16 protein-coding genes and 2 pseudogenes are annotated in these 21192 nt (G+C 57.6%); 11 read left to right on the top strand and 7 right to left on the bottom strand.

Annotated features, from left to right (window positions below):
• Positions 1–13: 13 nt before the first annotated feature.
• The gene (locus tag OKW40_RS01750; RefSeq protein WP_184053413.1) at positions 14–961 is read right to left on the bottom strand and encodes a LysR family transcriptional regulator; all 948 of its coding nucleotides are present in this window, start codon (positions 959–961) and stop codon (positions 14–16) included.
• A 515-nt stretch (positions 962–1476) separates the two neighbouring features.
• On the opposite strand from OKW40_RS01750, the gene OKW40_RS01745 reads away from it, so the two are divergent.
• The 3 genes from OKW40_RS01745 (at position 1477) to nodU (ending at position 6046) form a co-directional block, all read left to right on the top strand.
• Entirely contained in the window at positions 1477–3489 is a 2013-nt protein-coding gene (locus OKW40_RS01745) for a carbamoyltransferase family protein (protein ID WP_429402227.1), read from the top strand.
• A 192-nt stretch (positions 3490–3681) separates the two neighbouring features.
• Positions 3682–4311 (top strand): nodulation methyltransferase NodS, encoded by a 630-nt coding sequence (gene nodS / locus OKW40_RS01740; RefSeq protein WP_184053409.1) that lies wholly within the window; start codon positions 3682–3684, stop codon positions 4309–4311.
• 13 nt (positions 4312–4324) lie between these two features.
• Complete coding sequence (gene nodU, locus OKW40_RS01735; RefSeq protein WP_184038150.1) at positions 4325–6046, top strand: nodulation protein NodU; 1722 nt, start codon at positions 4325–4327, stop codon at positions 6044–6046.
• A 205-nt stretch (positions 6047–6251) separates the two neighbouring features.
• Here nodU and OKW40_RS01730 read toward each other — a convergent pair.
• A pseudogene (locus OKW40_RS01730) lies at positions 6252–6517 on the bottom strand (transposase); the annotation flags it as partial.
• Positions 6518–6804: 287 nt separating this feature from the next.
• Between OKW40_RS01730 and OKW40_RS01725 the strand changes: the two are divergent.
• The 8 genes from OKW40_RS01725 to OKW40_RS01690 all read left to right on the top strand — a co-directional run bounded on the left by OKW40_RS01725 (position 6805) and on the right by OKW40_RS01690 (position 16097).
• A complete protein-coding gene (locus OKW40_RS01725) occupies positions 6805–8127 on the top strand; it encodes a lysine N(6)-hydroxylase/L-ornithine N(5)-oxygenase family protein (protein WP_184053405.1) in 1323 nt (440 codons plus the stop codon).
• Positions 8128–8131: 4 nt separating this feature from the next.
• Entirely contained in the window at positions 8132–9373 is a 1242-nt protein-coding gene (locus OKW40_RS01720; protein ID WP_429487860.1) for an MFS transporter, read from the top strand.
• A gap of 40 nt (positions 9374–9413) precedes the next feature.
• The gene (locus tag OKW40_RS01715; RefSeq protein ID WP_184053401.1) at positions 9414–10193 is read left to right on the top strand and encodes a phytanoyl-CoA dioxygenase family protein; all 780 of its coding nucleotides are present in this window, start codon (positions 9414–9416) and stop codon (positions 10191–10193) included.
• A gap of 16 nt (positions 10194–10209) precedes the next feature.
• Positions 10210–10545: a cupin domain-containing protein gene (locus OKW40_RS01710; protein ID WP_184053551.1), complete on the top strand. Its 336-nt coding sequence runs from the start codon at positions 10210–10212 to the stop codon at positions 10543–10545.
• Position 10546: 1 nt separating this feature from the next.
• Positions 10547–12130, top strand: coding sequence for a class I tRNA ligase family protein (locus OKW40_RS01705; RefSeq protein ID WP_184053399.1), 1584 nt, complete (start codon positions 10547–10549; stop codon positions 12128–12130).
• A gap of 18 nt (positions 12131–12148) precedes the next feature.
• Positions 12149–13306, top strand: coding sequence for a PLP-dependent aminotransferase family protein (locus OKW40_RS01700; protein ID WP_184053397.1), 1158 nt, complete (start codon positions 12149–12151; stop codon positions 13304–13306).
• Between the two features lie 307 nt (positions 13307–13613).
• Complete coding sequence (locus tag OKW40_RS01695; protein ID WP_184053395.1) at positions 13614–15170, top strand: cytochrome c peroxidase; 1557 nt, start codon at positions 13614–13616, stop codon at positions 15168–15170.
• Between the two features lie 381 nt (positions 15171–15551).
• Positions 15552–16097, top strand: coding sequence for a DNA-binding protein (locus OKW40_RS01690; RefSeq protein WP_184053393.1), 546 nt, complete (start codon positions 15552–15554; stop codon positions 16095–16097).
• A gap of 245 nt (positions 16098–16342) precedes the next feature.
• Here OKW40_RS01690 and OKW40_RS01685 read toward each other — a convergent pair.
• The 5 genes and pseudogenes from OKW40_RS01685 to OKW40_RS01665 all read right to left on the bottom strand — a co-directional run bounded on the left by OKW40_RS01685 (position 16343) and on the right by OKW40_RS01665 (position 21184).
• Positions 16343–17359: pseudogene (locus OKW40_RS01685) on the bottom strand (transposase).
• Between the two features lie 277 nt (positions 17360–17636).
• Entirely contained in the window at positions 17637–18665 is a 1029-nt protein-coding gene (locus OKW40_RS01680; RefSeq protein WP_429402224.1) for an IS110 family transposase, read from the bottom strand.
• Positions 18666–18976: 311 nt separating this feature from the next.
• Positions 18977–19402 carry a hypothetical protein gene (locus OKW40_RS01675; protein WP_184053391.1) on the bottom strand — a complete coding sequence of 142 codons (426 nt, stop codon included), beginning with the start codon at positions 19400–19402 and terminating at the stop codon, positions 18977–18979.
• Between the two features lie 122 nt (positions 19403–19524).
• Positions 19525–20154 carry a hypothetical protein gene (locus OKW40_RS01670; RefSeq protein ID WP_429487857.1) on the bottom strand — a complete coding sequence of 210 codons (630 nt, stop codon included), beginning with the start codon at positions 20152–20154 and terminating at the stop codon, positions 19525–19527.
• 91 nt (positions 20155–20245) lie between these two features.
• Positions 20246–21184 (bottom strand): hypothetical protein, encoded by a 939-nt coding sequence (locus tag OKW40_RS01665; RefSeq protein ID WP_429487856.1) that lies wholly within the window; start codon positions 21182–21184, stop codon positions 20246–20248.
• Positions 21185–21192 lie beyond the last annotated feature (8 nt).

The following is a 21192-nucleotide window of genomic DNA, read 5'->3' as shown; positions in this document are numbered from 1 at the left end:
AAGATCCCATTTCCTAACTTGGCTGGATTGGTCTTCGCGTGGTCTTAGGCGGAGGAATCATGCGTGACGCCTCCTGCAATATTATCTCCAGCATCCAATTGCTTGCCGGATCACTGTTGTGAAGGGCAGACCATTGGACGGCCTCGGTGAATGCGGGACGTGGCAGCGGAAGTTCGACGATCCGCAGAGGCATCGCTTTTTCGAAATACTTGACCAGCCTTAACGGCATCGTCCCTATACGGTCAGTGTTTAATAGCATAGGCGGGATCATGCTAAAGCTCGGCACGATGACCTCGTCCCGTCTCTTGAGACCGTGCTGAAGCAAAAACCATTCCTCGATGGAGGGCTGCCGCGCCCGCCCGAACTTGACCACAACGTGCCCCATCGACATATATCTCTCGAATGTGAGTTGCCCTGATAGCTGCTGGTTCGTGCGGCAGCCTACGCACACGAGCGTCTCCTCGAACAGCTTCGCTTTAGGGTGCGCGCTCGACATGAAAAATTCCGGCAAGATAAGAAAATCGGCTTCGCCGCGCCGGAGAACCTCATCGGGGTCATCGGCAAGTGGCAGCAATTCGAAACTGACGGCGGGAGCTTCCCGTGCAATACGCTCCACGATCTTTCGAAAAAATACGACTGTCATGAAATCGGAAAGAATGATCCTGAAGCGGCGATCCGATTTGGCTGGGTTGAACACGTCCTGGGAAATAACGGAGAGCTGGATGTGCACCAGAGCCTCCCGGACTGGAGCAGCGAGCCCTTCTGCACGCGGTGTTGGGACAAGTTCCCGGCCCCTCATCGTAAATAGTTCGTCGCAGAAATAGGCGCGTAGCCTGGCGACGGCCGCGCTCATGGCCGGCTGGCTCAGGTTGATGCTGCGTGCCGCCGCAGTGAGGTTACGCTCGGTCATCAGAGCATCGAGCGCGACGAGGAGATTTAGATCGAGGCCTTTGAAACGCATGATCCCAACTTATCCATAGTGTGGATGTGTTCCATCAAGACAAACGATTTTACGAATTGTACGGCATGGAGGATAGTGTTCCTTGTAAATCCGATTGAATTTCGCAAACCTGCTGGCACCTTCGTGGTGCCGGGGTATTGGATGCAGTGTGTCGTAGAACTGAGCAAAGCCGAGGAAATGACGTTGCAGCAGTTGTCGATCAATCACATGCATCGGGAGCCCTCCTCGCGAACCAGCCGCATGTTTGGCAACGATTGGGGATTTCCTCGGGGTTCCAGCGCTTCAGCTTTCTGGTCGCGCCATCCTTCAGCGCCAAGAAACGCGACCCTGGACCAAACGGTACAGAATTTTCATGAATTGCGGCGCCATTTTGCAGACGGACCCTACGCGAGATTCTTTGGGGCTGGTGACGTCTGACCGGTGTTCGCAGCGGCGAGCGATACCCTACCTTACTTATGTGGTAGGGGTTCGAGTCTTGCCAATAGGGGCTTCCTACCACGATGAAGGAGAGAAACATGCTGTGCTTAGGAGTGAGCGGCGGGCTAGACAAAGTTCATGAAAATTCACTCGAACTGCCGAACACATTTCTGCACGACGGCGCTGCGGTGCTTGTCCGGGACGGACGCGTAATAGCGGCCGTCGAAGAGGAGCGCCTCAACCGGATCAAGCACTCTAACAAGTTCCCGAGCAGTTCAATTCAATACTGCCTCGCATCCGCAGGGATTCAGCTCAGCGATATCGACCACATCGCGTTTTACGCTACCGAGGCCTATTGCAACGTTATGCTCGAACGCCTGTGCCTGTCCCAGCCGAACATCTCCAATCCGGTGGATGCCAAGCTGTTTCTGCGTAACTTACTAATGCGGGAATTCGGTACCGAGGTCGATCCTTCGCGAGTCTCATTCGTGAGTCACCATCTGGCGCATGCCGTGAGCGCGTTTGCGATGTCTGGATTCGACCAAAGTCTGATCCTCGCGGTCGATGGCGGCGGTGATTTCCTCTCAGGGCTCTTGGCGCTCGGATCTGGAACCGAAATTACGCAACTCGCGACTTTCGCAGAGCATAATTCTCTAGGGCTGTTTTATCTCGAAACAATCCGGTATCTCGGTTACGGCTTGTTCGACGAATACAAGGTCATGGGGCTTGCACCTTATGGGGATCCCGCTCCCTATCGCGGGCTCTTCGAGCAATTCTATCAACTGTCCGCCAACGGTGAGTACCGCGTATACCTGGACCGCATCGGTCCGACGCTGCTCCGCAGCATCCAGGTCCGGCGAAAGGGAATGCCATTCACACAGCAGCATCGAGATGTGGGTGCTTCATTGCAGGAAGCGCTGGAGCGGATCGTGTTTCACATTCTCCGCCATCATCGCGAGGTCACCGGTATGAAGCGGCTGTGTATAGCCGGAGGAGTAGCTCATAACTGCACCATGAACGGTAAGCTGCTGTATTCGGGACTTTTCGAAGACATCTTCGTGCAGCCCGCAGCGCATGACGCCGGTTGCGCATTAGGCGCTGCGCTGATGATGTCAAACGACTTCGGTCGGCCCGCGCCACGTGAGCGATTACAGGAGGTTTATTGGGGGCCCGATCTGGGGAGCGATCTGGTCGTGGAGCAAGAATTGAATGCGTGGGCCGGACACCTCGACGTTGAACGCAGTGATGACGTGGCAGGCAGAGCAGCGGACTGGATGGCCAATGGCGCCGTGATCGGCTGGGTGCAGGGTCGTTCGGAGTTCGGGCCACGCGCGCTTGGCAACCGCAGCATTCTTGCCGATCCCAGGCCGGCGGCAAACAAGGACCGGATCAACGCCATGGTCAAAAAGCGTGAGGGTTACCGACCGTTCGCGCCATCAGTGCTCGAGGACGATGCGCGCGAATTTTTTGACCTCCCAGAGCGCACCTGCGAATTCCCTTTTATGAATTTTGTAGTTCGCGTGCGCGACTCCAAGCGTCCCTTGCTCGGCGCCATCACGCACATTGACGGTACAGCGCGGCTGCAAACAGTATCGCGCAAGACCAATCCCCCCTATTGGGAGGTTATTAATGCGTTCAAGAAGCGGACAGGAATCCCAATTCTGCTCAATACTTCCTTTAATAACAACGCTGAGCCGATCGTAGATTCGGTTGCAGACGCGATTGCCACATTTCTGACGACAGAGCTGGATGGACTTGTGGTCGGGCCGTTCCTCGTCAAAAAGCGGCCCGCAACGCAGGAACATTGGACTGCGCTCGCGGTTTCACTGCCGCCCTATGCATCGCTCTATCGAGTCCGCGCTCACACAGCGCGGGATCGTCAGGAGACGGTGTGCGAAATTCGCACCGGCGGCTCCAACTGTGACAGTGTGCGTATTTCACATGAGTTGTTCGATCTGCTGATGCAGATCGAAGGCGAAGCCGTAATCGGACATCTTCTCGATACATTTACGCCTGAGCAGACTCGACGTGAAGCCCTCGTCGAGGAGCTGCGCGGATTGTGGGAACAGCGTCGGGTTCGGCTACATCCCTCACGGGCGTTGTCACGGTAACGACGCCCTTCCAATGAGTGGCTGAAGATCTGAAACCAGGTAACAGCGCTCGCGAGCTATTTGTCTAGAACGTTAAACAATAGCGTTTGGCCGCCGTGTAGTTCTTGTACCAACACGCCGGTGTCCAACGGAGCACCAGTCCCGGCCCAAGGTCCGGACACTTGCAGTGGCGCACCATAAAGGTAGGCGGAATTGACACATCAAACGAACTTCGAATTGCTGCGTCGGGAATTGGACGCAGACGATCCATGGCGGCTCGACAGCAATCCCTTTGAGCAGGAGCGCCACAGGCAAATGCTTCGGATGGCACTTTCGCAGGGATCCGTCACAAATGCGCTCGAAGTCGGATGCGCAGGCGGAGCCTTCACGGAAATATTGGCACCGCACTGCCAACGGCTCACCGTGATCGATATCGTGCCACACGCAATTGCCAGGACACGCGAACGGATGATGGACCCACCACACATCAATTGGATCGTCTCCGATGTCCAGCATTTTTCGACTGAGCAACAGTTCGATCTGGTCGTGGTGGCGGAGGTTCTTTATTACCTCGACGGCAGCGCCGAGGTGCGCGCGGCTGTCCGCAATTTAGCACGGATGCTTGCGCCCGGTGGACAGCTGGTTTTCGGATCGGCACATGACGCCAATTGCCGGCGATGGGGCCACATTGCCGGAGCCGAGACGGTCATAGCCATCCTGGAAGAAGAGCTGGTTGAAATCGATCGTTTGAGGTGCGTCGGTCAGTCGTTGAATGAAGACTGTCTGCTCGCCAGTTTTCGAAACGCGGCTTCGCCTTCGTGTGGACCAACTTACCAGCCTTAGGCCGGGAGATATTATGCGCATCTGTGGGATCAAACTGACGCACGACGGAGCGATCGCCCTTGTCGAGGATGGAAAACTGGTTTTTTGCGTGGAGCAGGAAAAGCGAGACAACAATCCGCGGTATCAGGCAATCGACGACCTCGACGCGATCGCGATCGCATTGGCCGAGCATGGTTTCGATGCGCACGATATCGACCAGTTTGTCATCGACGGCTGGGACGGAGTAGTCGAGTCGCAGTTTCGCGTCCTCAGTGGGTCGATTCCCGTCAGCCTGAAAGGGGCCCCTTATGCCGAACGCCAAGCCGATGATCTTCTCGCTTCGATCGACGGCTCCGGACTGCTTGTCGGGGGCCAGTCCTTTCCTTATAAAAGCTATCCTCACGTGTCAGGCCATGTGGCCTCCGCGTACTGCACCAGTCCCTTTGCCCAAAGCGGGCAACCTGCATTCTGTTTGGTGTGGGATGGTGGCATCGTCCCACGCCTCTATCATGTAGAACGCCACCACGCCCGCCATATTGACTGCCTGTTCCCCGTGATAGGTCACATCTACGCTGCGGCGGGTCATCACTTTGGTCCTTATAAGAAGCCGGGCGGCGCCCGGTGGGATCTGGGTGTGGCCGGCAAGCTGATGGCTTACATCGCGCTGGGCTCCGTTGACGAAGATATCGTTGAGGTATTTCGCGAGCTTTATCAGGCACGCTTTGCTGGCGACACGGAGTGTGCGCAAGCTTATCGCGAGAACATCCACAGCGCGGACGCGTCACTAGCGGCTGTAGGAGAGTTCTTCGAAGCAAGCGCGCTGCGACTGGAAGCCAAGCCGCCCGAAGACGTACTCGCCTCGTTCCATGTATTCCTCGAGCGTCTTCTCGTTGATGAAATGGGTATCGCGCTGCAGCGCCATTCGATTGCGGGGCCGAAAAATCTGTGCATCGCCGGCGGATGCGGACTCAATATCAAATGGAACAGCGCCCTGCGCGCAAGCGGTTTGTTCGACGCAATCTGGGTGCCGCCGTTTCCCAACGATAGCGGGTCTGCGATTGGCGCCGCTTGTTGCGCGCTGGCAGTCGAGAAGGGCTTCGTGCCGCTGGAGTGGTCGGTATATAGCGGACCGGCCTTAAAAGGTTGCCAAGTACCGCCCGGATGGACGGCGTCTACTTGCTCCATTGCAGAACTCGCCAGCATACTCGCCACTAGCAAGCCCGTCATTTTCCTTGCCGGCCGAGCCGAACTCGGACCACGAGCATTGGGGGGCAGAAGCATTCTGGCCGCCGCGACTTTGCCCACAATGAAGGATCATCTCAACGACATCAAGTTTCGAGAGCACTTCCGTCCCGTTGCGCCAATTTGCCTTGAGGATCGTGCGCCGACCATTTTTAGCCCGGGGAGCCCTGATCCCTATATGTTGTTCGATCATCAGACGCGCGCGGAATGGCGAGAAAGAATCCCTGCCGTCGTGCATCTCGACGGATCTGCCCGATTGCAGACCATTTCGAGAACTTCCGAGCATCCGGTGGCGCAACTTCTGGTCGAATACGAAAAGCTGACGGGTATTCCGTTGCTCTGCAACACGAGCGCCAACTATCACGGACGAGGTTTCTTCCCGGACGCTGCTTCAGCCTGTGCGTGGGGACGCGTCGAACGTGTGTGGTGCGATGGTTTGTTACTGACCAGGACTGGTCTGTCGCCGTCAGTCGACGAAACACTTTTCGCTACGTTGCCGTTCGAAGATTGCTGACGTTGCAGCTCAGTGGTCAGTACGACGCGGTCAATTGTCCCGGCAGCTCGCTCTATCGCTACGGTCCGAAGACGATCAGCCGGCCTCCCTTGGCTCGATTTTCGCAAGCACTTATCCCGGGCGGAGGTTGCTCATCGACCTGCGGAACCTCGATGCCATCCTCGGAAACGTGGCATCTTCTTCAAAATGCAGTGGGTAATGGGGCTCACGGGGCGTGCGGGTTAAAGCTGGAGAAATCCAGCTTGCCGGCGATGAGAAAGAGGACGGTGCGCATCGTCGTGAAGCGCGTGTCACCGCGAGCCTTGCGCTTGGCAGCTTGAAACAAGCCTTGATGGCCTCGATGAAGCCGTTGGTCTGGCGGGTCTGAGTCCAGGCGACGATGCCATCGAAGTGCTGGTGAATCATTCGCGCCACTTCCTTCATCGGCTCGACCTTTGAGCGCATGACGTTGGTGCACCACTGCCGCAACACGCGTGGACAATTGACGCACCGCAAGGTTTGCGTATGTTCAAAGTGTTCAGCTTCTCAATTCCTCGTATGATTCACTCAGGCGGCCCGAGGTAATGTCAAACCAAGCATAGTGCTGGTCAGAATGCCGCTATTGGGAAGAAAAGCGATCGTCATCGACTGCTTTCGTTTTCCTGCAGCGGGCATCGGCTACGCAGTACGCCGGCACCACCGCCTCAATCTTAGTCCACGGGAATTGCGCTGCACTATCTCGGTTGGCCAATTCCCCTCTAACGGCGGAACAAGTTCCTATGGACATGCTAGACGTCATCGGTATTGGTATCGGACCGTTCAATCTAAGCCTCGCGGCGCTCATTCAGCCCACCGGTTTGCGAGCGCTCTTCTTTGAGAAGCGCATAAAATTCTCCTGGCATCCGGGGCTCATGCTGCCCCAAAGTCAACTCCAGGTGTCGCCGCTCAAGGATTGCGTGACCCTGGTGAATCCCACAAGCCCCTATTCCTTTCTCAACTATCTCGCTGTACATCGACGCCTGTACAGCTTCGTGAATAAAGGTGGAAACAGCACGTCGCGACGTGAGTTCACCCACTATTACCAATGGGTCGCGCAATGCCTGGACACGCTTCGATTCGGCGAGGAGGTGATCGATATCAGGCCTTGCAATAAGGGCTATTGCGTGACCACCACCGCGCGCACATATCATGCGCGCGCGGTAGTGGTCGGGGTCGGGGTCGAACCCAAGGTGCCGGCATGTGCGCGGCAGGTGGTTGGCGAGACGGTCTATCACGTTGACGACTACCTTAACCGGAAACCGTTCAGCGAAGACGAACATGTGCTGGTGGTGGGCGGCGGGCAGAGCGGCGCGGAAGTCGTCGAGCACATGCTGACCGAGTCAGGTCCCGACAAGATCACTTGGGCGACGTCGCGCGCCAATCTGTTTGCGATGGACGACAACGCATTTGTCAATGAAGCATACATACCCAGTTATAGCCAACGCTTTCACACGCTGCCGATCCAGCAGCGCCGGGCCATTGTCGAAAGCGAAAAGCTCACCAGCGACGGCATCTCCGCCAGCCTGTGCAACCGGCTCTATGAAGCGTTGTACGAACGCAGCGTCCATAGCACGCTAGCCGACTGCTTTCGTCTGTTGCCTTCGGTGACGATGGACGAGATCACACGCCGCAGCGGTCGCTGGCATATCGGGTTGACCTCGCTCGTCACGTCGCAGCGCAACGGCATAAGCGCGGACAGAATCATCCTGGCAACCGGTTTTCAGCCGCGCCATTTGCCATTCGTTCAGAAGCTGCTCGACGGCGCAAGCCGTGAAGACGGTCTGCCAACGCTCGATCCCGATTACGCCGTGCGCTTCGATGCGCCAATGCCCGGTCCCGTGTATCTGCAAAACCAAAGCCGCGTCCAGCATGGCCTGCAAAGCGTCAATCTTTCGCTGGTCGCGTACAGGAACACCCGCATCATCAACAGTCTGCTAGGTCGTGCGTTCTATCCGGATGTTCCGGACCGGCAACTGCTCGACAGTCTTGAGGATCAGGAGACTGAAGCAGGATCGATACTGTGCGACGCGCATCAGGCCTCGCGTCATCCGGCAGTGGCGTAAGCGCATGACTAGCTCCTCCGTTTATCTATCGACCGGCGAGCGTGCGATCTCACACGCCGAGCACTTGCCGGCATCCCTCCAATTACGGGCGTTCATTCCGTTTCTGATCGCTTCACTGGTGATCGCCGCTTCGTACGGGACGAGTTTTCTCCTGCCCGAGTACCTGCAATCCCTGGGCATGAAGAGCGATGTCGCCGGCGCCGTGATTTCGAGCGGCATGGTCTCGACCATGATCTGCTGCTGCGTGGCTGGGCGCATAGCCCAGCGTATCGGTGTCATGCCGACCATTGCGCTGGCCTCGCTCGTCATGGCAGGCAGCATGCTCTGCTTCGCCGCTGCGCCAATGGACATTCGTGCCGTCTATGCAGGCGGTTTGCTGTTGGGCGCTGGGTGGTCCGTGTTCTTCATACTCGCGCCGCTGCAAATCATCCATCATCTGTGCCCCAACGCGCGTATCCAGTACCTGACCTTCGTCTCCGGCACGCAAATGGCCGGCCTAGGCATGGCGGCGCCTTTGAGCCGCCTGATCGCCCAACATACCGGCTCGATCGCGCTGGCCTACCTTCTGTTCGCTGCGGCATGCGCGGTGGCGGCAGTCTGCGTCAAGATCGCCGGCGAGGCGATGAGGGATAGGTCCTGTTTGCCGATGACGCGCGTGGCCATTACCGCGACCGACACGTTGGCCCTGCTCAGGGCACGAACAGCAGTGCCGATCGCAATGATCGCACTGGCAGCCTGTGTCTTCGCCGGGCTGGCGACTTACCAGACACCCTATGCCGTCTCGCGTAACCTCAGGCCAGACCTGTTCTTCCTGACGTTCACGATAACCAGCGTGGCACTGCGCTTGTCGCTCGCGAGAAGCCTGGGACGCATCAACCCCGCGCGACTGGCGCTCGCATTGTTTTTGCTGACCGGCGCATCGCTCGTACTGTTCCTGTCGAACCGCGGCAGCACGACGCTTTATATCGTCGCTACCGCGCTGTTCGCCACGGGCTACGGACTTAGCTACTCGACCCTGAACGGCATGGCCGTGAACCTCGCCCAAGACCACGGCGTTTCGGTGCCGATGACTTCGCAAATTTTTACGCTTGCCTATTTCATCGGTCTGTTCGGATTCCCTTTCCTATGTGGCGCCCTGATTCACGTTTTCGGCGCCGATGCAATGCTCGTCGCCCTGCTAGGCGCCGTACTCGCCAATGTCGTGCTACTCGGCGTCATGCGAATGAAGGCACATTTCGCCGCCTGACTTCTCCTTGAAAACTCCGTTCTTTAACGAGGTGATTCGTATGCTGAATGAAACACAAAAATCCAAGTGGCATGAAGATGGATATCTAAAAGTAGAGGGCTTTTTCGATCCGGTCACCCGCGAAAAGATTTCTGCTCTGGTCAACGATGTCTCGCGCTGGGAAATCAGCGACAACAAATGGATGATGTGGTTCGAGAAGACCGAGGACGATCGCAGGATCGTTTCAAAGGTAGAGAACTTTTTGGACTTCAACAATGAGCTGCGCGATTTGTTGCTAGCCGACAAGCGTATCCAGACGGCTGTCGAATCGCTTCTCGATGAAGATACCCGCATGCTCAAGGAACTGCTCATCTTCAAGTACCCGGACAGCGGCGGCTATCGTCCGCATCAGGACATCTATCACATCCCGCACAACATTCCTGAACGCATGGTGCATGCCGTGGTCGCCATCGGCATCGACGATTCCGGTCCGGACAACGGCGGCCTGTTCTTCAGTCCGGGCAACCATCAGAAAGGTGTGTTTCCGATGGACGCCGGCGGCGTGATTCATCCGGAGGTGACCGAGACGTTCAAGTGGGAACCCGTGCCCTGGAAGGCCGGCGACATCTTCGTCTTCGACGACTACGCGCCGCACTATTCGCAGCCCAACAAAAGTAACCGTTCGCGCCGCGTGCTCTATCTGGTGTTCCAGCGCGCCTCAACTGGTGGCCCCACGCGTACGGAATACAACAAACTGAAGCGTGCCTACAACCCACCCGAAGGAAAGGAATCGGATATCCACGATCTGAAGCCGCCAAATGGCATTTTCTATCGCACCTAATGTAATTCACCGGAGGATGTGCGTGTACACAAAGCAGATTGACTCATCCATGATGCGGCCGGAATACGGCGTTCTAGTTTGCCGGCTGCTCGAACATCTGCCCGCTGGCCTGACAAAAGCGTTCGGCACGTCGATTGTTGAGGTCGTGCCCGCGGGCGCTGTCAATCTGCACTCCCATTCCGAGCATGAACTGTGGGTACTCATTTCAGGCAAGGGAGTCTTCGAGGTGAATGGTCAGGCGCGGCCAGTGGCAGATTCAACGCTGCTCTATATCGAGCCGAATCAGGAGCACGCGATTCGCAATGCCGATCCGGCAGCGAGCCTGAAATTTCTATCGATATGGTGGGACTAACGTGACCACACGCACTTTTTTCGTTTGCCCCGCACCGCCCTGCCCGAACGGCAAGCTGCATCTCGGCCATATTGGCGGGGTCTATCTGCTCACCGATCTTTTCGTTCGCTTTCAACGTATGAGAGGTCACCGCGCCTACCACGTCACAGGTGCGGACGAGCATGGCACCTATACGGTAGTGAAGGCGCGCAAGCTCGGTCGTCCGATTGACGAAGTCGCGCAGTTGCATATTGACGAGATAATGGATTGCTTGCGGGCAATGCACATCGAGCCCGATGTCTTCGTCAGAACAACGGACGCTACGCACAAGCAGAACAGTCTGAAGATCTTTCGCGAGCTGGAAGCTGCAGGCTACATTGATGTGCGTGATGGCCATCAACTCTACTGCGAAAACTGTGACCAGTTCGTGGCCGATTCGCTTGCCGTCGGCCGCTGCCCCGCGTGCGATGCGTCCACCGACAGCAACTTGTGCGAAAACTGCGGTTTGGCGCAACAGCACTCGAAGTTGCGAGCGCCAGTCCACACGTCGTGCGGCAAACCGCTATCGCTTCGCCCCATCGAACAGGCGGTTTTCGACGTCCCTCGCATAGCAGCCATGCTTGACGATGCGATCAAGGGAAGTGAATGGGATCAAACGATCCAGCGTAAAGCGCGTGCATGGTTGCGTGACGAATTGCGGCCGCTGCCTATGTCGCGCATTTTCGACCGGGGTGTGACACTTGAAGCACCCGCGAAGATTGCGGGGCAAACGTTGATGACGTGGTTCGAAGGGCTTTGGTGTTTCGAGACGGGGATCCGCTTGCAGTGCGCGCGCGACGAGGTCGACTACGACACCGTGATGCGCGACCCCGATACACGCCTCCTGTTTTTCATGGGCCAAGATAATCGCTTCTACTACACCATCGGTGTGACTGGCAGTCTGCTTGCGCGCGGCTATCCGCTTCCGGCAAATCATTCGATCCAGGACTTCTATAAATTGGAGGGCGAGAAATTCTCGACTAGCCGCGACCATGCACTCTGGGCAGATGAAGTATCCCGGCAGGTCGACCCGAGTGTGTTGCGCTATGCGCTCGCTCGGCTTGCCAAGCCGTTCGGCACCAACAATAACGATTTCCAGATCGGCGAACTGATCCGGTCGGCTTCGCACATCCTTGCGTGGGAAAGCGCCCTCCGCCGCGATTCACTGCACTCGGCGAATGTCGATGGAAGCGGTCTTACGCCGGCGCACGACGACATAGTCCAACGTTATATCACCGCGATGGACCAGGTACGCTTCTGGAACGCCCTCGATCTGATTGACGAATACTTCGTCGCGACGGGCTTCGGCACGAGCCCGGAAACGTGGCGGCCGGTGCACGTATCCGTCTTTCTGAGCATGCTCCATCCCGTGATGCCAGTGCTGGCCGAACGCTATGGAAACGTGTTCTTTGGCGAGAATTGGACACCGGCACTCGGCGCAAACGCCATGCTATTGGCTACGCCTCCCAGAGCAACGGCCGAATTTCCGCCGTTCGGAATGCCGATTGCCGACTCGTTCATCCGCCAATATCAATCGCGCTTCCAGCGCGCCGTCGATGCCGCGTAACCAACGATGAAGCCAGTCATGTCGATGCGCAGTCGCACTTCGCTCAGTTATGGGGTATTCGACTACACCTCAGGCAAGGACACAGTCAACTTCGCCTATGGGCTTCCCGATCCTTTGACGTTCGCCCGCCTGCAATGGCCGGACCCGCTTTCCGTCGAGACGGGCGTCAGCATCTCCGACCTACCGCAGTACACCGACGCCTATGGCCTTCCCGAACTGCGCGGACAGCTTGGCCAAAGGTACCGGATGGCGCGTGGCAATGTCATTCTGACGAACGGCGCTTCACAAGCCCTGCAACTGCTCGCCGATGCTTTTATCGACCCAGGAGACGTCGTGCTGACCGAGGACCCGTCCTATCTCGGCGCGTTGCGCATTTTCTCTATTGCGGGCGCGACGGTGGTTCAAGTAGGTGCGGATTCCTCGGGTGTCGACCTCGATCTGCTCGAACAAGCATTGCTGCACGCAAAGGGGCGAGCCAAGTTGTACTACACCACTCCGGCGTTCCACAATCCGACTGGACGATACTTTGCACACCGGCATATGGTCGAGGTGGAGGCTCTCCTGTCCCGCAACGGCGTGCGGCTGGTGCAGGACCTGGTTTATAGCGAGTTGCCCTATGATGGCGCGTCACCTGAGGTTCTGCAGGCGGGTGGTAACATCATCAATGTGCATAGCTTCTCCAAAATCTCAGGCCCCGGGCTTCGCGTAGGCTGGGTGCTGGCCGAGCCGGAAATTGTCGACCGCCTGGCCCACCTGAAATGCGATGGAGGTGTGAGTCCCATTGTCAGCAATATGGCGCTCGCCTTATTGCAGTCGTCGTCTTTGGACGCTCACGTCGAACACCTAAGGACGCACTACCGGAGCAAGCGCGACGCAATGCATAGGCTGTTACAGGCCTGCCGATTCTGCAAACGGGATTACGAGATTCCGAGTGGTGGATTTTCGTTCTGGGTCTCGCTTGCCGAAGGCGTCGATTCCGCCGAATTGGTCGGCGAGGTGCGCCGGAAGCACAATGTGAAACTCGTCGAAGGAAAGCACCATGGACCGAGCGGTGCAGCCCATGTACGCTTAAACTTCAGTTATCTCCAGCCGCGTTTGATCGAGCGCGGCTTGGCTCAGATAGACGATGCGCATGCGAGCCTTCTGACATCGACGCGCTTTAAGCGGCGTGGCTAGAGAATGCCAAGTACTACGGATAGTCGGTGCGAGATGTACAAGAGTAGGCCGACCGAAGACATCCACTGCGCCGCCTCTCCCGCAAACAACTCGACGAACGCTTTTCGGCATGGCACTACGTCACTGATTTCGCTCAGGATCCGTCCGTTATATAGGCAGACACCCCCTTCGCGCGTGTCTCGGAACCAGTCAATTCCTGTGCGTTCTGTACGATCAGCACGTCATCGCTCTGCAGCCGATATCAACATCAAGACCTACCCGATGTAAACGGTATGGGATTCCGACCAAAATCGAAACAGGAGAGCAAGTGAAAAAACTGCTGATCGTGTCGATCGCCGTCGTGCTGATAGGCTATCTCTGCATCAGCGGTATCGCGTACATACACGACAAGGACTATGCGGAAAGAGCGGCCGTGAGACTGGCTGCGTCCCCACAAGCATTCGGCATCCGCGAAGTGTTGGATCGAAACGCGTGCTATTACTGCCACTCGACGAAAACTGTCCTGCCCAACTATGCCGCGCTACCGGGCATTCGTCAGCTAGCCGAGCACGACATACAGACGGGCCTCGCCTACTTCCGCATCGACAGCCTGTACGCGGCGCTCGAAAGTGGCGTACCGGCCCCCGAAGCCGATCTTGCAAAGCTGGAAACCGTTGTGAACGAACGCAGCATGCCACCAAAGCTGTTCCGCTTCGTACACTGGACCACCGGCTTGAGCGGCGACGATCAACGCGCGCTTGTCGACTGGATCGCGTCACAGCGACACAGCGCATATGCGACGCCCGGCGTTGCACCAGAGTTCGCTAACGAGCCGGTACAACCGTTGCCACATTCCTTGCCGACTGACGCGGGCAAGGTCGCGCTCGGGAAACAGCTTTTCAACGATGTCAGACTATCGGTGGACAACACGATATCGTGTGCGAGCTGCCACAAGCTAGCGATCGGCGGCGTAGATGGAAACAAGGTTTCGTCCGGCGTGGGTGGCCAGTTGGGTGCAATCAACGCACCGACAGTGTTCAATTCGGCACTCAACCGCAAGCAGTTCTGGGACGGTCGCGCCGCCACGCTGCAGGAACAGGCCGGCGGCCCACCGCTGAATCCGGTCGAAATGGCGTCCACGTCATGGAGTGAGATCATCAATAAGCTGAAACAGGACTCATCGCTGACGCAACAGTTCTTGCGGGTGTACCCGGACGGTTGGTCAGGCGAGAACATCACAGACGCGATCGCCGAATATGAGACGACACTGCTAACGCCGAGTCGCTTCGATGCTTACCTGCGCGGCGACAGGGGTGTGCTGAATAGCGAGGAACTGCGCGGCTACCAGTTATTCAAGGCAAACCATTGCGCGACCTGCCACGTTGGCAAGAATCTGGGCGGGCAGTCGTTCGAACGGATGGGCCTCGCGGCCGACTACTTCGCCGCGCGGGGCTACGCGCGCACCGACGCGGACAACGGCCGCGCCAACTTTACGAAAGATCCGCTCGATCGCCATGCGTTCAAGACGCCGACGCTGCGCAACGTTGAGCTGACCGCGCCCTATTTCCACGACGGCAGCCGCATCGATCTGCGCGAAGCTGTACGTGACATGGCGATATATCAGGTCGGCAAACAATTGGCGGAATCGGACATTGACGCAATCGTCGCGTTCCTGAGGACGCTAACGGGTACGCTTCCTTTCCATGCCATGACCATCTCTCGCCAGAACGCCTCGCCCTGCCGAGGCCGCCGCGTGCCCGTCGATACAGTCTCTCCCGTGGTGTTCTCCATCGCATTGCTCCGTCGTTACGATGGCTACACCCTCGCGCCGCGCGTACGTGCGTTCAAGACGGGATGCGCTGATGGATACGGTGCGAGTTCGTGAAGTCCGCACGGGCAAGCTGCCGCTCCTGAAGGTCCGTACGAGGTAGCTTACTCACTAATAAAGTGCTCGGAAGTGGGTCCCATCCCGCAGTGCTTAACCCTGCGTCGATGCCTGTCCCACGCGCCACGGTGACCAATTGTCGGCTGCGGCTTCGGGCGTCGGGCGAAGTCGTGCGCTGGCCGCGATAAGGGCGTTTATCGCGGCGAGACCTTTTTTAATCGCGACAAATGCGGTTTTCTTGCGTCAGGCCTGTGCGTAATACAGACTAAATAAACCGCCCTGCGCCTCGCGCGGCTGGCCTTTCCCGACGTCCCGCCACGCGCCGTCGTTTGCTGCCCGTTTGCTTGCCGTCTGTGGCCGGTCCGCTGCAGGAGGTCCTCCATGGCCCGCCCCGCCGCCGTGACCCCCGACGCGATCCGCGCCACCATCCTCGCGATGCTCGCCGAGGCGGGCGACCCCACCCTCGCGTCCGATGCCCCTTTTCCGGAAGATCGTCTCGTTGCGCAAGCTTCGGGGCACGTCTCGGCGCCGGCGCCCCCCGCCACGCTCTCGCGGCACCTGAACGCCATCGAGGCGGAGGTTGTGCACGCGGGCCTCACCGGCTTCGCGTTGCCCGACGTGCCGCCGGAGATCGCCGCGCAGATGCCCGTGTCGTGGGAGGCCGCAGTCGCCACGCAGCTGGACAGTACGGTGCGGCTATGCCGCGAGGCCGAAGCCTTGGTGGGAGCCGCAGCTGAGGCACAGCACAACGCCGCGCTGAAGGTCGAACTGCTGCGGGTCGAGTTCGCGGACGTGCGGAGTCAGCTAAGCGCCCGAGACGCCGCCCTAGCGGTGGCTGTGCGAATATTGAACGGGCCACGAAGCGGACTGCGACCCTTGAAGATTCTGCAGGCGCAGCTGGAGGCCGGGGCCGCCAACTCGGCGTAGAAGGATGAGAGCCAACTTGCCGCCGAGCGTGCGCGGCTTTCCAAACAGCTAGTGCGTGAAACCGCGCACCAGCGCGACACGGTCCAGACGGAGCAACAGCGCCTCGAGAACTTCACAGTACAGAGAGGGCTATTGGCCGCAGTACGCCGCGCGCACAATGTGGGCATCGGTGTGGCTCCTGCCAGCTACTGCACCCGCCCACTATAATGCGGTTTGGAGTTGACCCTGTAATCTCGAACACAGGTTCACACTATGGTTGCTGAATCCATCGAGCGGCGGAACTCGCGAGGCGAACGGTATTTCAACGCGCTATAGGGATGCTTCTCGTTCTAATGCTCGAACGCGATGGCCAGGTTGCGTGCAGCGGTCGCTGCGTCCGGCTTCGGCATGAAGGCGACGTAATGAAGCTTCATCGTCTTGACGAAGCTCTCAGCCATACCGTTACTTTGCGGGCTATAGACCGGAGTGGTCAATGGCTTCAGCCCGATGTTCCTCGCAAACTGGCGCGTATCGTCGGCTGTGTAGCCCGAGCCATTGTCGCTCAGCCACTCGATTTCTGATGGCGTATGCAACGCATTGCCGAAGCGATTTCCCACCGCAGTCAGCATCACGTCGCGCACGATGTCGCCGCTATGGCCTGCCGTCGTATGTGCGCATGACGGGATAGACGCGCTTTGCATTGAACGGGACCAGCCCAAGCGCAACGCGTTCGTTGCGCACCTTGCCCCGAACCAGGCGATAGCCATACTCGGCAAATCGCCGACGACGCGGCGAATTTCCTCGACCACGCTCGCATCGTCGGTATGCCTCGATTGACGTCCATCTCGCCAGGTAGCCGGACACGACAGTCGTGCCGATACGTTCGAGCGCGACACGCCGAGAACTTCACAAACCAGCTTCACTGGTCTTCCTCCGGCAGCAAAGGCGAGTGCGCTATCCATTTCTGCCCGACCATACTCGACTGCTTCGCAAACGTTCTCATTCTCCGTTGTCTTCTTGCCGAGCATCCGTTGCAGTTCGCGATCTGCTTGAGTGCATTGGCCAAATCCGATGCAGGGACAACTTCTTCGCCAGCCTTGACCGCTGACAGGCTCCCGTCCTAGTAAAGCTTGCGCCAGTGGAACGGCTGGTTCGGGTTCGCGCCGTGCGGGCGCGCGACCATCGAAACCGATTTTCCCGGCTCGAAGGCTCTCTCGCACCATCGCCAGCTTTTGTTCCACCGTCCAGCGCCGCCGACGCTCCGGGCCCGTCAACACTTCCATCACTTCCTGCCTGAAGTTAGTCAAATCTATGGTCGCCCCCATTTTTGCAAATGCCGGTTTCGACGATGTTACGGGCTTGCGCAAATCTATTTGGCGTCCTCATGGGGTCACTGCCCCAGCGCCACGATGAGAGTCGCACCTGACGATCCTAAAAAACACATCGGCTTTGGAAGCCTACTTGACTATCGGGTTGTTCGTTCAGGCCGGTATGCCGTTCACCTCATCAATTTCCAGCGATCGCAAAACCAGATGGTTAATCCAACGCTAACAGCCTCTCTCAGGCATCCTGCAATCGAGAACCGGTAGCTTCGAATACCGTGTGCCGTGCAGCTATGGCCCACGCGATCCGGGCCAGCTTGTTGGCCAGCGCGCAGGCCACAACGCTCGAGTGTCGTCGCCCGAGGAGAGCACGTACCCAGTCAGCAAGAGGACCAGATCTTCTTTCGACGTCACGCATATAGGAGCGCGCGCACTGCACAAGGAGACGCCTGATATTCTTGTCCCCTCGCTTGCTGATGCCGAGCAGAGTCGCTTTGCCGCCTGTACTGTGCTGACGCGGAACAAGGCCGATTGAGGCAGCGAAATCACGACTGTTTCGATACTGCTTCCCGTCACCGACCTCGCTTGACAGCACGCTTGCCGTAATTGGGCCGACTCCGGGGATCGTCAGTAGCCGCTGCCCGAGATCATCGTCACTCAACTGGCGAGCCAGCTCCTTGTCGAGGTCGGCAATCTGTCCGTCGAGATACTTGTAGTGGGCATGAAGCCTCTCAAGCATCATCACGAGCCGGGGGGGAAGTGAATGCTGGGCGATGATGGTTGGCAAACGCTTCAACGCCGTGCTGCCCACGGGCAAACTGACGCCGAACTCCAGAAGAATTCCGTGAACTTGGTTTCCGGTGCACACACGGTCGCGCACGAACGATTCCCGAATTCGATGCAGTGCTGACAGGACTTGCTGCGGCTCTGTTCGAGGTGTGACGAATCGCATGGACGGGCGCGATGCCGCTTCGCAGATCGCCTCGGCGTCGGCAAAGTCGTTTTTATTGCTTTTGACGAACGGCCGAACAAGGTGTGGGGCAATGAGCCGGACGTGATGGCCCAAGCCACCCAGCGTGCGCGCCATGAAATGCGCACCGGCACATGCCTCCATTGCAATAGTACAGGCGGGAAAATTCGCCAATAGCTCAACGAGCTGCCTGCGTGTCACTTTCCGGCGAAAGACCTCTTTACCCTTTTGGTCCTGGGCGTGTAAGTGAAACGAATGCTTCCCAAGATCGATTCCGACGAGCGTCACTTCTTCCATGATGGTTCCCCTCGGTGATTGCCTCCGTAGCGTACTCTTGCCACGGAGGCGGGGGCGACCATCCCATTAACACAGTCCTATACCTACCCGTTGTTTTAGTGGGAGACTGTGTCCGGAGATTCAGGGGGCCGCTCCACGGTTGCAGCAGACGATGCGACAGAACGTACCGCCGGCTGCCTACGCTGGTGGCGCGCGTTCTAGGCGCTACACTGAAATCACTTGTTAGAATTGTTGAGTCAAAGCATCCTTAACGGCCCCTGAGATAGCAAACAACCCCGTTCTCAAGGAATCGCCAAGGCTCGCAGTAGACATCAGCGATTTTGAGGCGGAAATCCGACAACCCGCCCTGCCGCTGACACGGAAAGATTTTCGCGAAGAGTTGCATTTTCGTTTCGCAGTCTTTCCAGCTCGACTAGCGCCGCGTCCCGATCGGCTTCGACTTGTTGTAGCTCCAGCTCAGTGTCACGGTGTGACTGAGCGAGGCCCTTATAGTTTTCCATCCATTCTTGCAGCCGTTCAGCGACCGTTCTGCGAAGACGAACCCGGCCAACCACATTCGTGGCCTTTAACCCGGAAATCCACGCCTTGACCTCTTTCCCGAGGTCACGCTGCTTAGCAGTGTAAAACGTCGTTTCATGAATCCCGGCCCGGCGCGCTACCTCCGCTGCTGAAACCGCGCCGCCATTATGCGGATAGACACCACCGTTTCTTGCCATCTCTTCATCGATGCCATTCATAACATCTCGGACACGCTTTTCAACATCCTGTGATCGAGCCTTCCCTCGTTCTAGGGCACTATCGCGCATCAAAGCGCGAGAAGCGTCTGACGTAACCCTCTTCCCCTTCAAGTACGCCCTCGTCATGTTACCGCTCCGTCGTGGTCGACCTCATTGAGGACAAGCTGAACAGTTGGGTCATTACTCCACTTCGCGCGAATGTCCTCAAATCGCCGAATGTGCATTCTTATCTGACCGGCCCAAGATTCCCGCATCAGATCCTCTCCCGCTACGGAGGCTTCGTTGTAGGCCTTGATGGAATCTCTTATCGCTCCATCGACGTCTTCCCTTAGAAACGCTTCTTCGAGTCGGTGTCGACAATGCGTTTGGCATCGAGCAGGTTCGGGGTGCCCACGGCTCTTATTGCATGGACCCGCTTCGGTGCCCGGAAACTTCGTGCAAATGATCCCAGGCCGGACGTAGTGCCAAGCTTTGCCCTGCAACGTGAGTACCTCGGCAAGCTCCTTTGCATTCTCCGCGCCCCACTCCATTCCGGCATGGTGTAGCCCTTCTTTCTGAACCGCAACGGCCTGTCGGAACGTCGTTGCTGCAGGCCCGCCAAATCCGCCATTGACCAACGAAGGACCTTCCGCATCTTCGGCTTCAATCATCTTCTGTACAACTTCGGTTGCCCTCATGACCCTGAGTTCGCGGCATAGCTGCTCTATCTCCGCACGGAGACCTTTGTCGGTCATAATGTAGGTCATCGTCATCTCAACCGCTTTATGCCCAAAAACCCTCATAAGTATCTTTGGGGCTTGTGTAAGCGCTAGCGCGACGAGCCGCGCCACCGTCTTTCTCAGTCTATGCGAGGTAAACGCCATTCCACCGGGGATGCGTTTCCAAACAGAGAGTTCGCGCATATTGCCCTAACGCCCAGTTGAATTTCAACAGCGGTGATGCACGATCGCCGTACCCGATGCCGGATTGCGACCACAAATGTGTTCCAAAATTTGTGCCTTTTTCCCGTTCGACACTTCGCTCTGGCTCTTGATTTCCGATGGTTTCCAACGCGCGAACTAGCCGAACCTGTTGCTCGATTGCCGCAGCAGCAATGTCAGGTAAGATCCAATCTCTCCATTCACCGCCATGCCGTTCGACCAACTTATAGGTTTTCCCATTCGCATAGGGCCTTCCATTCCTGGCATATCGCACGCAGTTACGCTCCAGCGAAATTATTTCTCCTTTGCGACCAGCTAAAGTCATACCTACAAGGAACATGTGTGCAAGCTGAACCGTGTTTGCGATGGCAAACACTTCTGAGGGCAGCTTCGGCGGCCATGCAAGACGATGTATTTCTGCATCACCAGCCCCGGCCTCAGGAGTTAGCCCGCTTACCTTCGAGTATCGACCTGCCGTGTTCGGAGAGTATATTGGGAAGGGTAACGACTCGATAGTGTTACCTTCGCGATCTTTCCACACGTGACCCGAAAGAAACTCTTTTAACTTGCGTCTCCGCCTAGTCCTCACGCCCTTTGTACCCAATTCCGGCTTATCTTCCTTGACATAAATCTCTTTCATTTTCCGGAGCACCGGGATTATGACTGGCCCAATATTCTCGATAAGCCACAAGCTTCTCGCACCCATTGCTGCAACGTAGTCATCTGGCAACGGCTGGTACGGTACAGATTTGTCTTCGTCAGTTTTCGGCTTCCCCGGTCCGGCTACGGGGGTTGTTCGTCGGTTATCGTGTTCAAGAACCGGCACTTGATTCCAGAGACCCATTGATTCGAGCATGAACATACGTTGAA

Source organism: Paraburkholderia sp. RAU6.4a, from assembly GCF_050435625.1.
GTDB classification, from domain to species: domain Bacteria; phylum Pseudomonadota; class Gammaproteobacteria; order Burkholderiales; family Burkholderiaceae; genus Paraburkholderia; species Paraburkholderia tuberum.
This window is presented reverse-complemented; position numbering and strand designations above follow the sequence as displayed.

What these genes read in the sequence shown, in the direction of transcription:
- OKW40_RS01680 (WP_429402224.1), bottom strand. Translation starts at nt 18,665, where the DNA reads ATGGAAGAAGTGACGCTCGTCGGAATCGATCTTGGGAAGCATTCGTTT.
- OKW40_RS01715 (WP_184053401.1), top strand. Translation starts at nt 9,414, where the DNA reads ATGCTGAATGAAACACAAAAATCCAAGTGGCATGAAGATGGATATCTA.
- OKW40_RS01690 (WP_184053393.1), top strand. Translation starts at nt 15,552, where the DNA reads ATGGCCCGCCCCGCCGCCGTGACCCCCGACGCGATCCGCGCCACCATC.
- OKW40_RS01700 (WP_184053397.1), top strand. Translation starts at nt 12,149, where the DNA reads ATGTCGATGCGCAGTCGCACTTCGCTCAGTTATGGGGTATTCGACTAC.
- OKW40_RS01665 (WP_429487856.1), bottom strand. Translation starts at nt 21,184, where the DNA reads ATGTTCATGCTCGAATCAATGGGTCTCTGGAATCAAGTGCCGGTTCTT.
- OKW40_RS01720 (WP_429487860.1), top strand. Translation starts at nt 8,132, where the DNA reads ATGACTAGCTCCTCCGTTTATCTATCGACCGGCGAGCGTGCGATCTCA.
- OKW40_RS01675 (WP_184053391.1), bottom strand. Translation starts at nt 19,402, where the DNA reads ATGAATGGCATCGATGAAGAGATGGCAAGAAACGGTGGTGTCTATCCG.
- OKW40_RS01710 (WP_184053551.1), top strand. Translation starts at nt 10,210, where the DNA reads ATGTGCGTGTACACAAAGCAGATTGACTCATCCATGATGCGGCCGGAA.
- OKW40_RS01750 (WP_184053413.1), bottom strand. Translation starts at nt 961, where the DNA reads ATGCGTTTCAAAGGCCTCGATCTAAATCTCCTCGTCGCGCTCGATGCT.
- OKW40_RS01745 (WP_429402227.1), top strand. Translation starts at nt 1,477, where the DNA reads ATGCTGTGCTTAGGAGTGAGCGGCGGGCTAGACAAAGTTCATGAAAAT.
- OKW40_RS01670 (WP_429487857.1), bottom strand. Translation starts at nt 20,154, where the DNA reads ATGACGATGACCTACATTATGACCGACAAAGGTCTCCGTGCGGAGATA.
- nodU (WP_184038150.1), top strand. Translation starts at nt 4,325, where the DNA reads ATGCGCATCTGTGGGATCAAACTGACGCACGACGGAGCGATCGCCCTT.
- OKW40_RS01725 (WP_184053405.1), top strand. Translation starts at nt 6,805, where the DNA reads ATGGACATGCTAGACGTCATCGGTATTGGTATCGGACCGTTCAATCTA.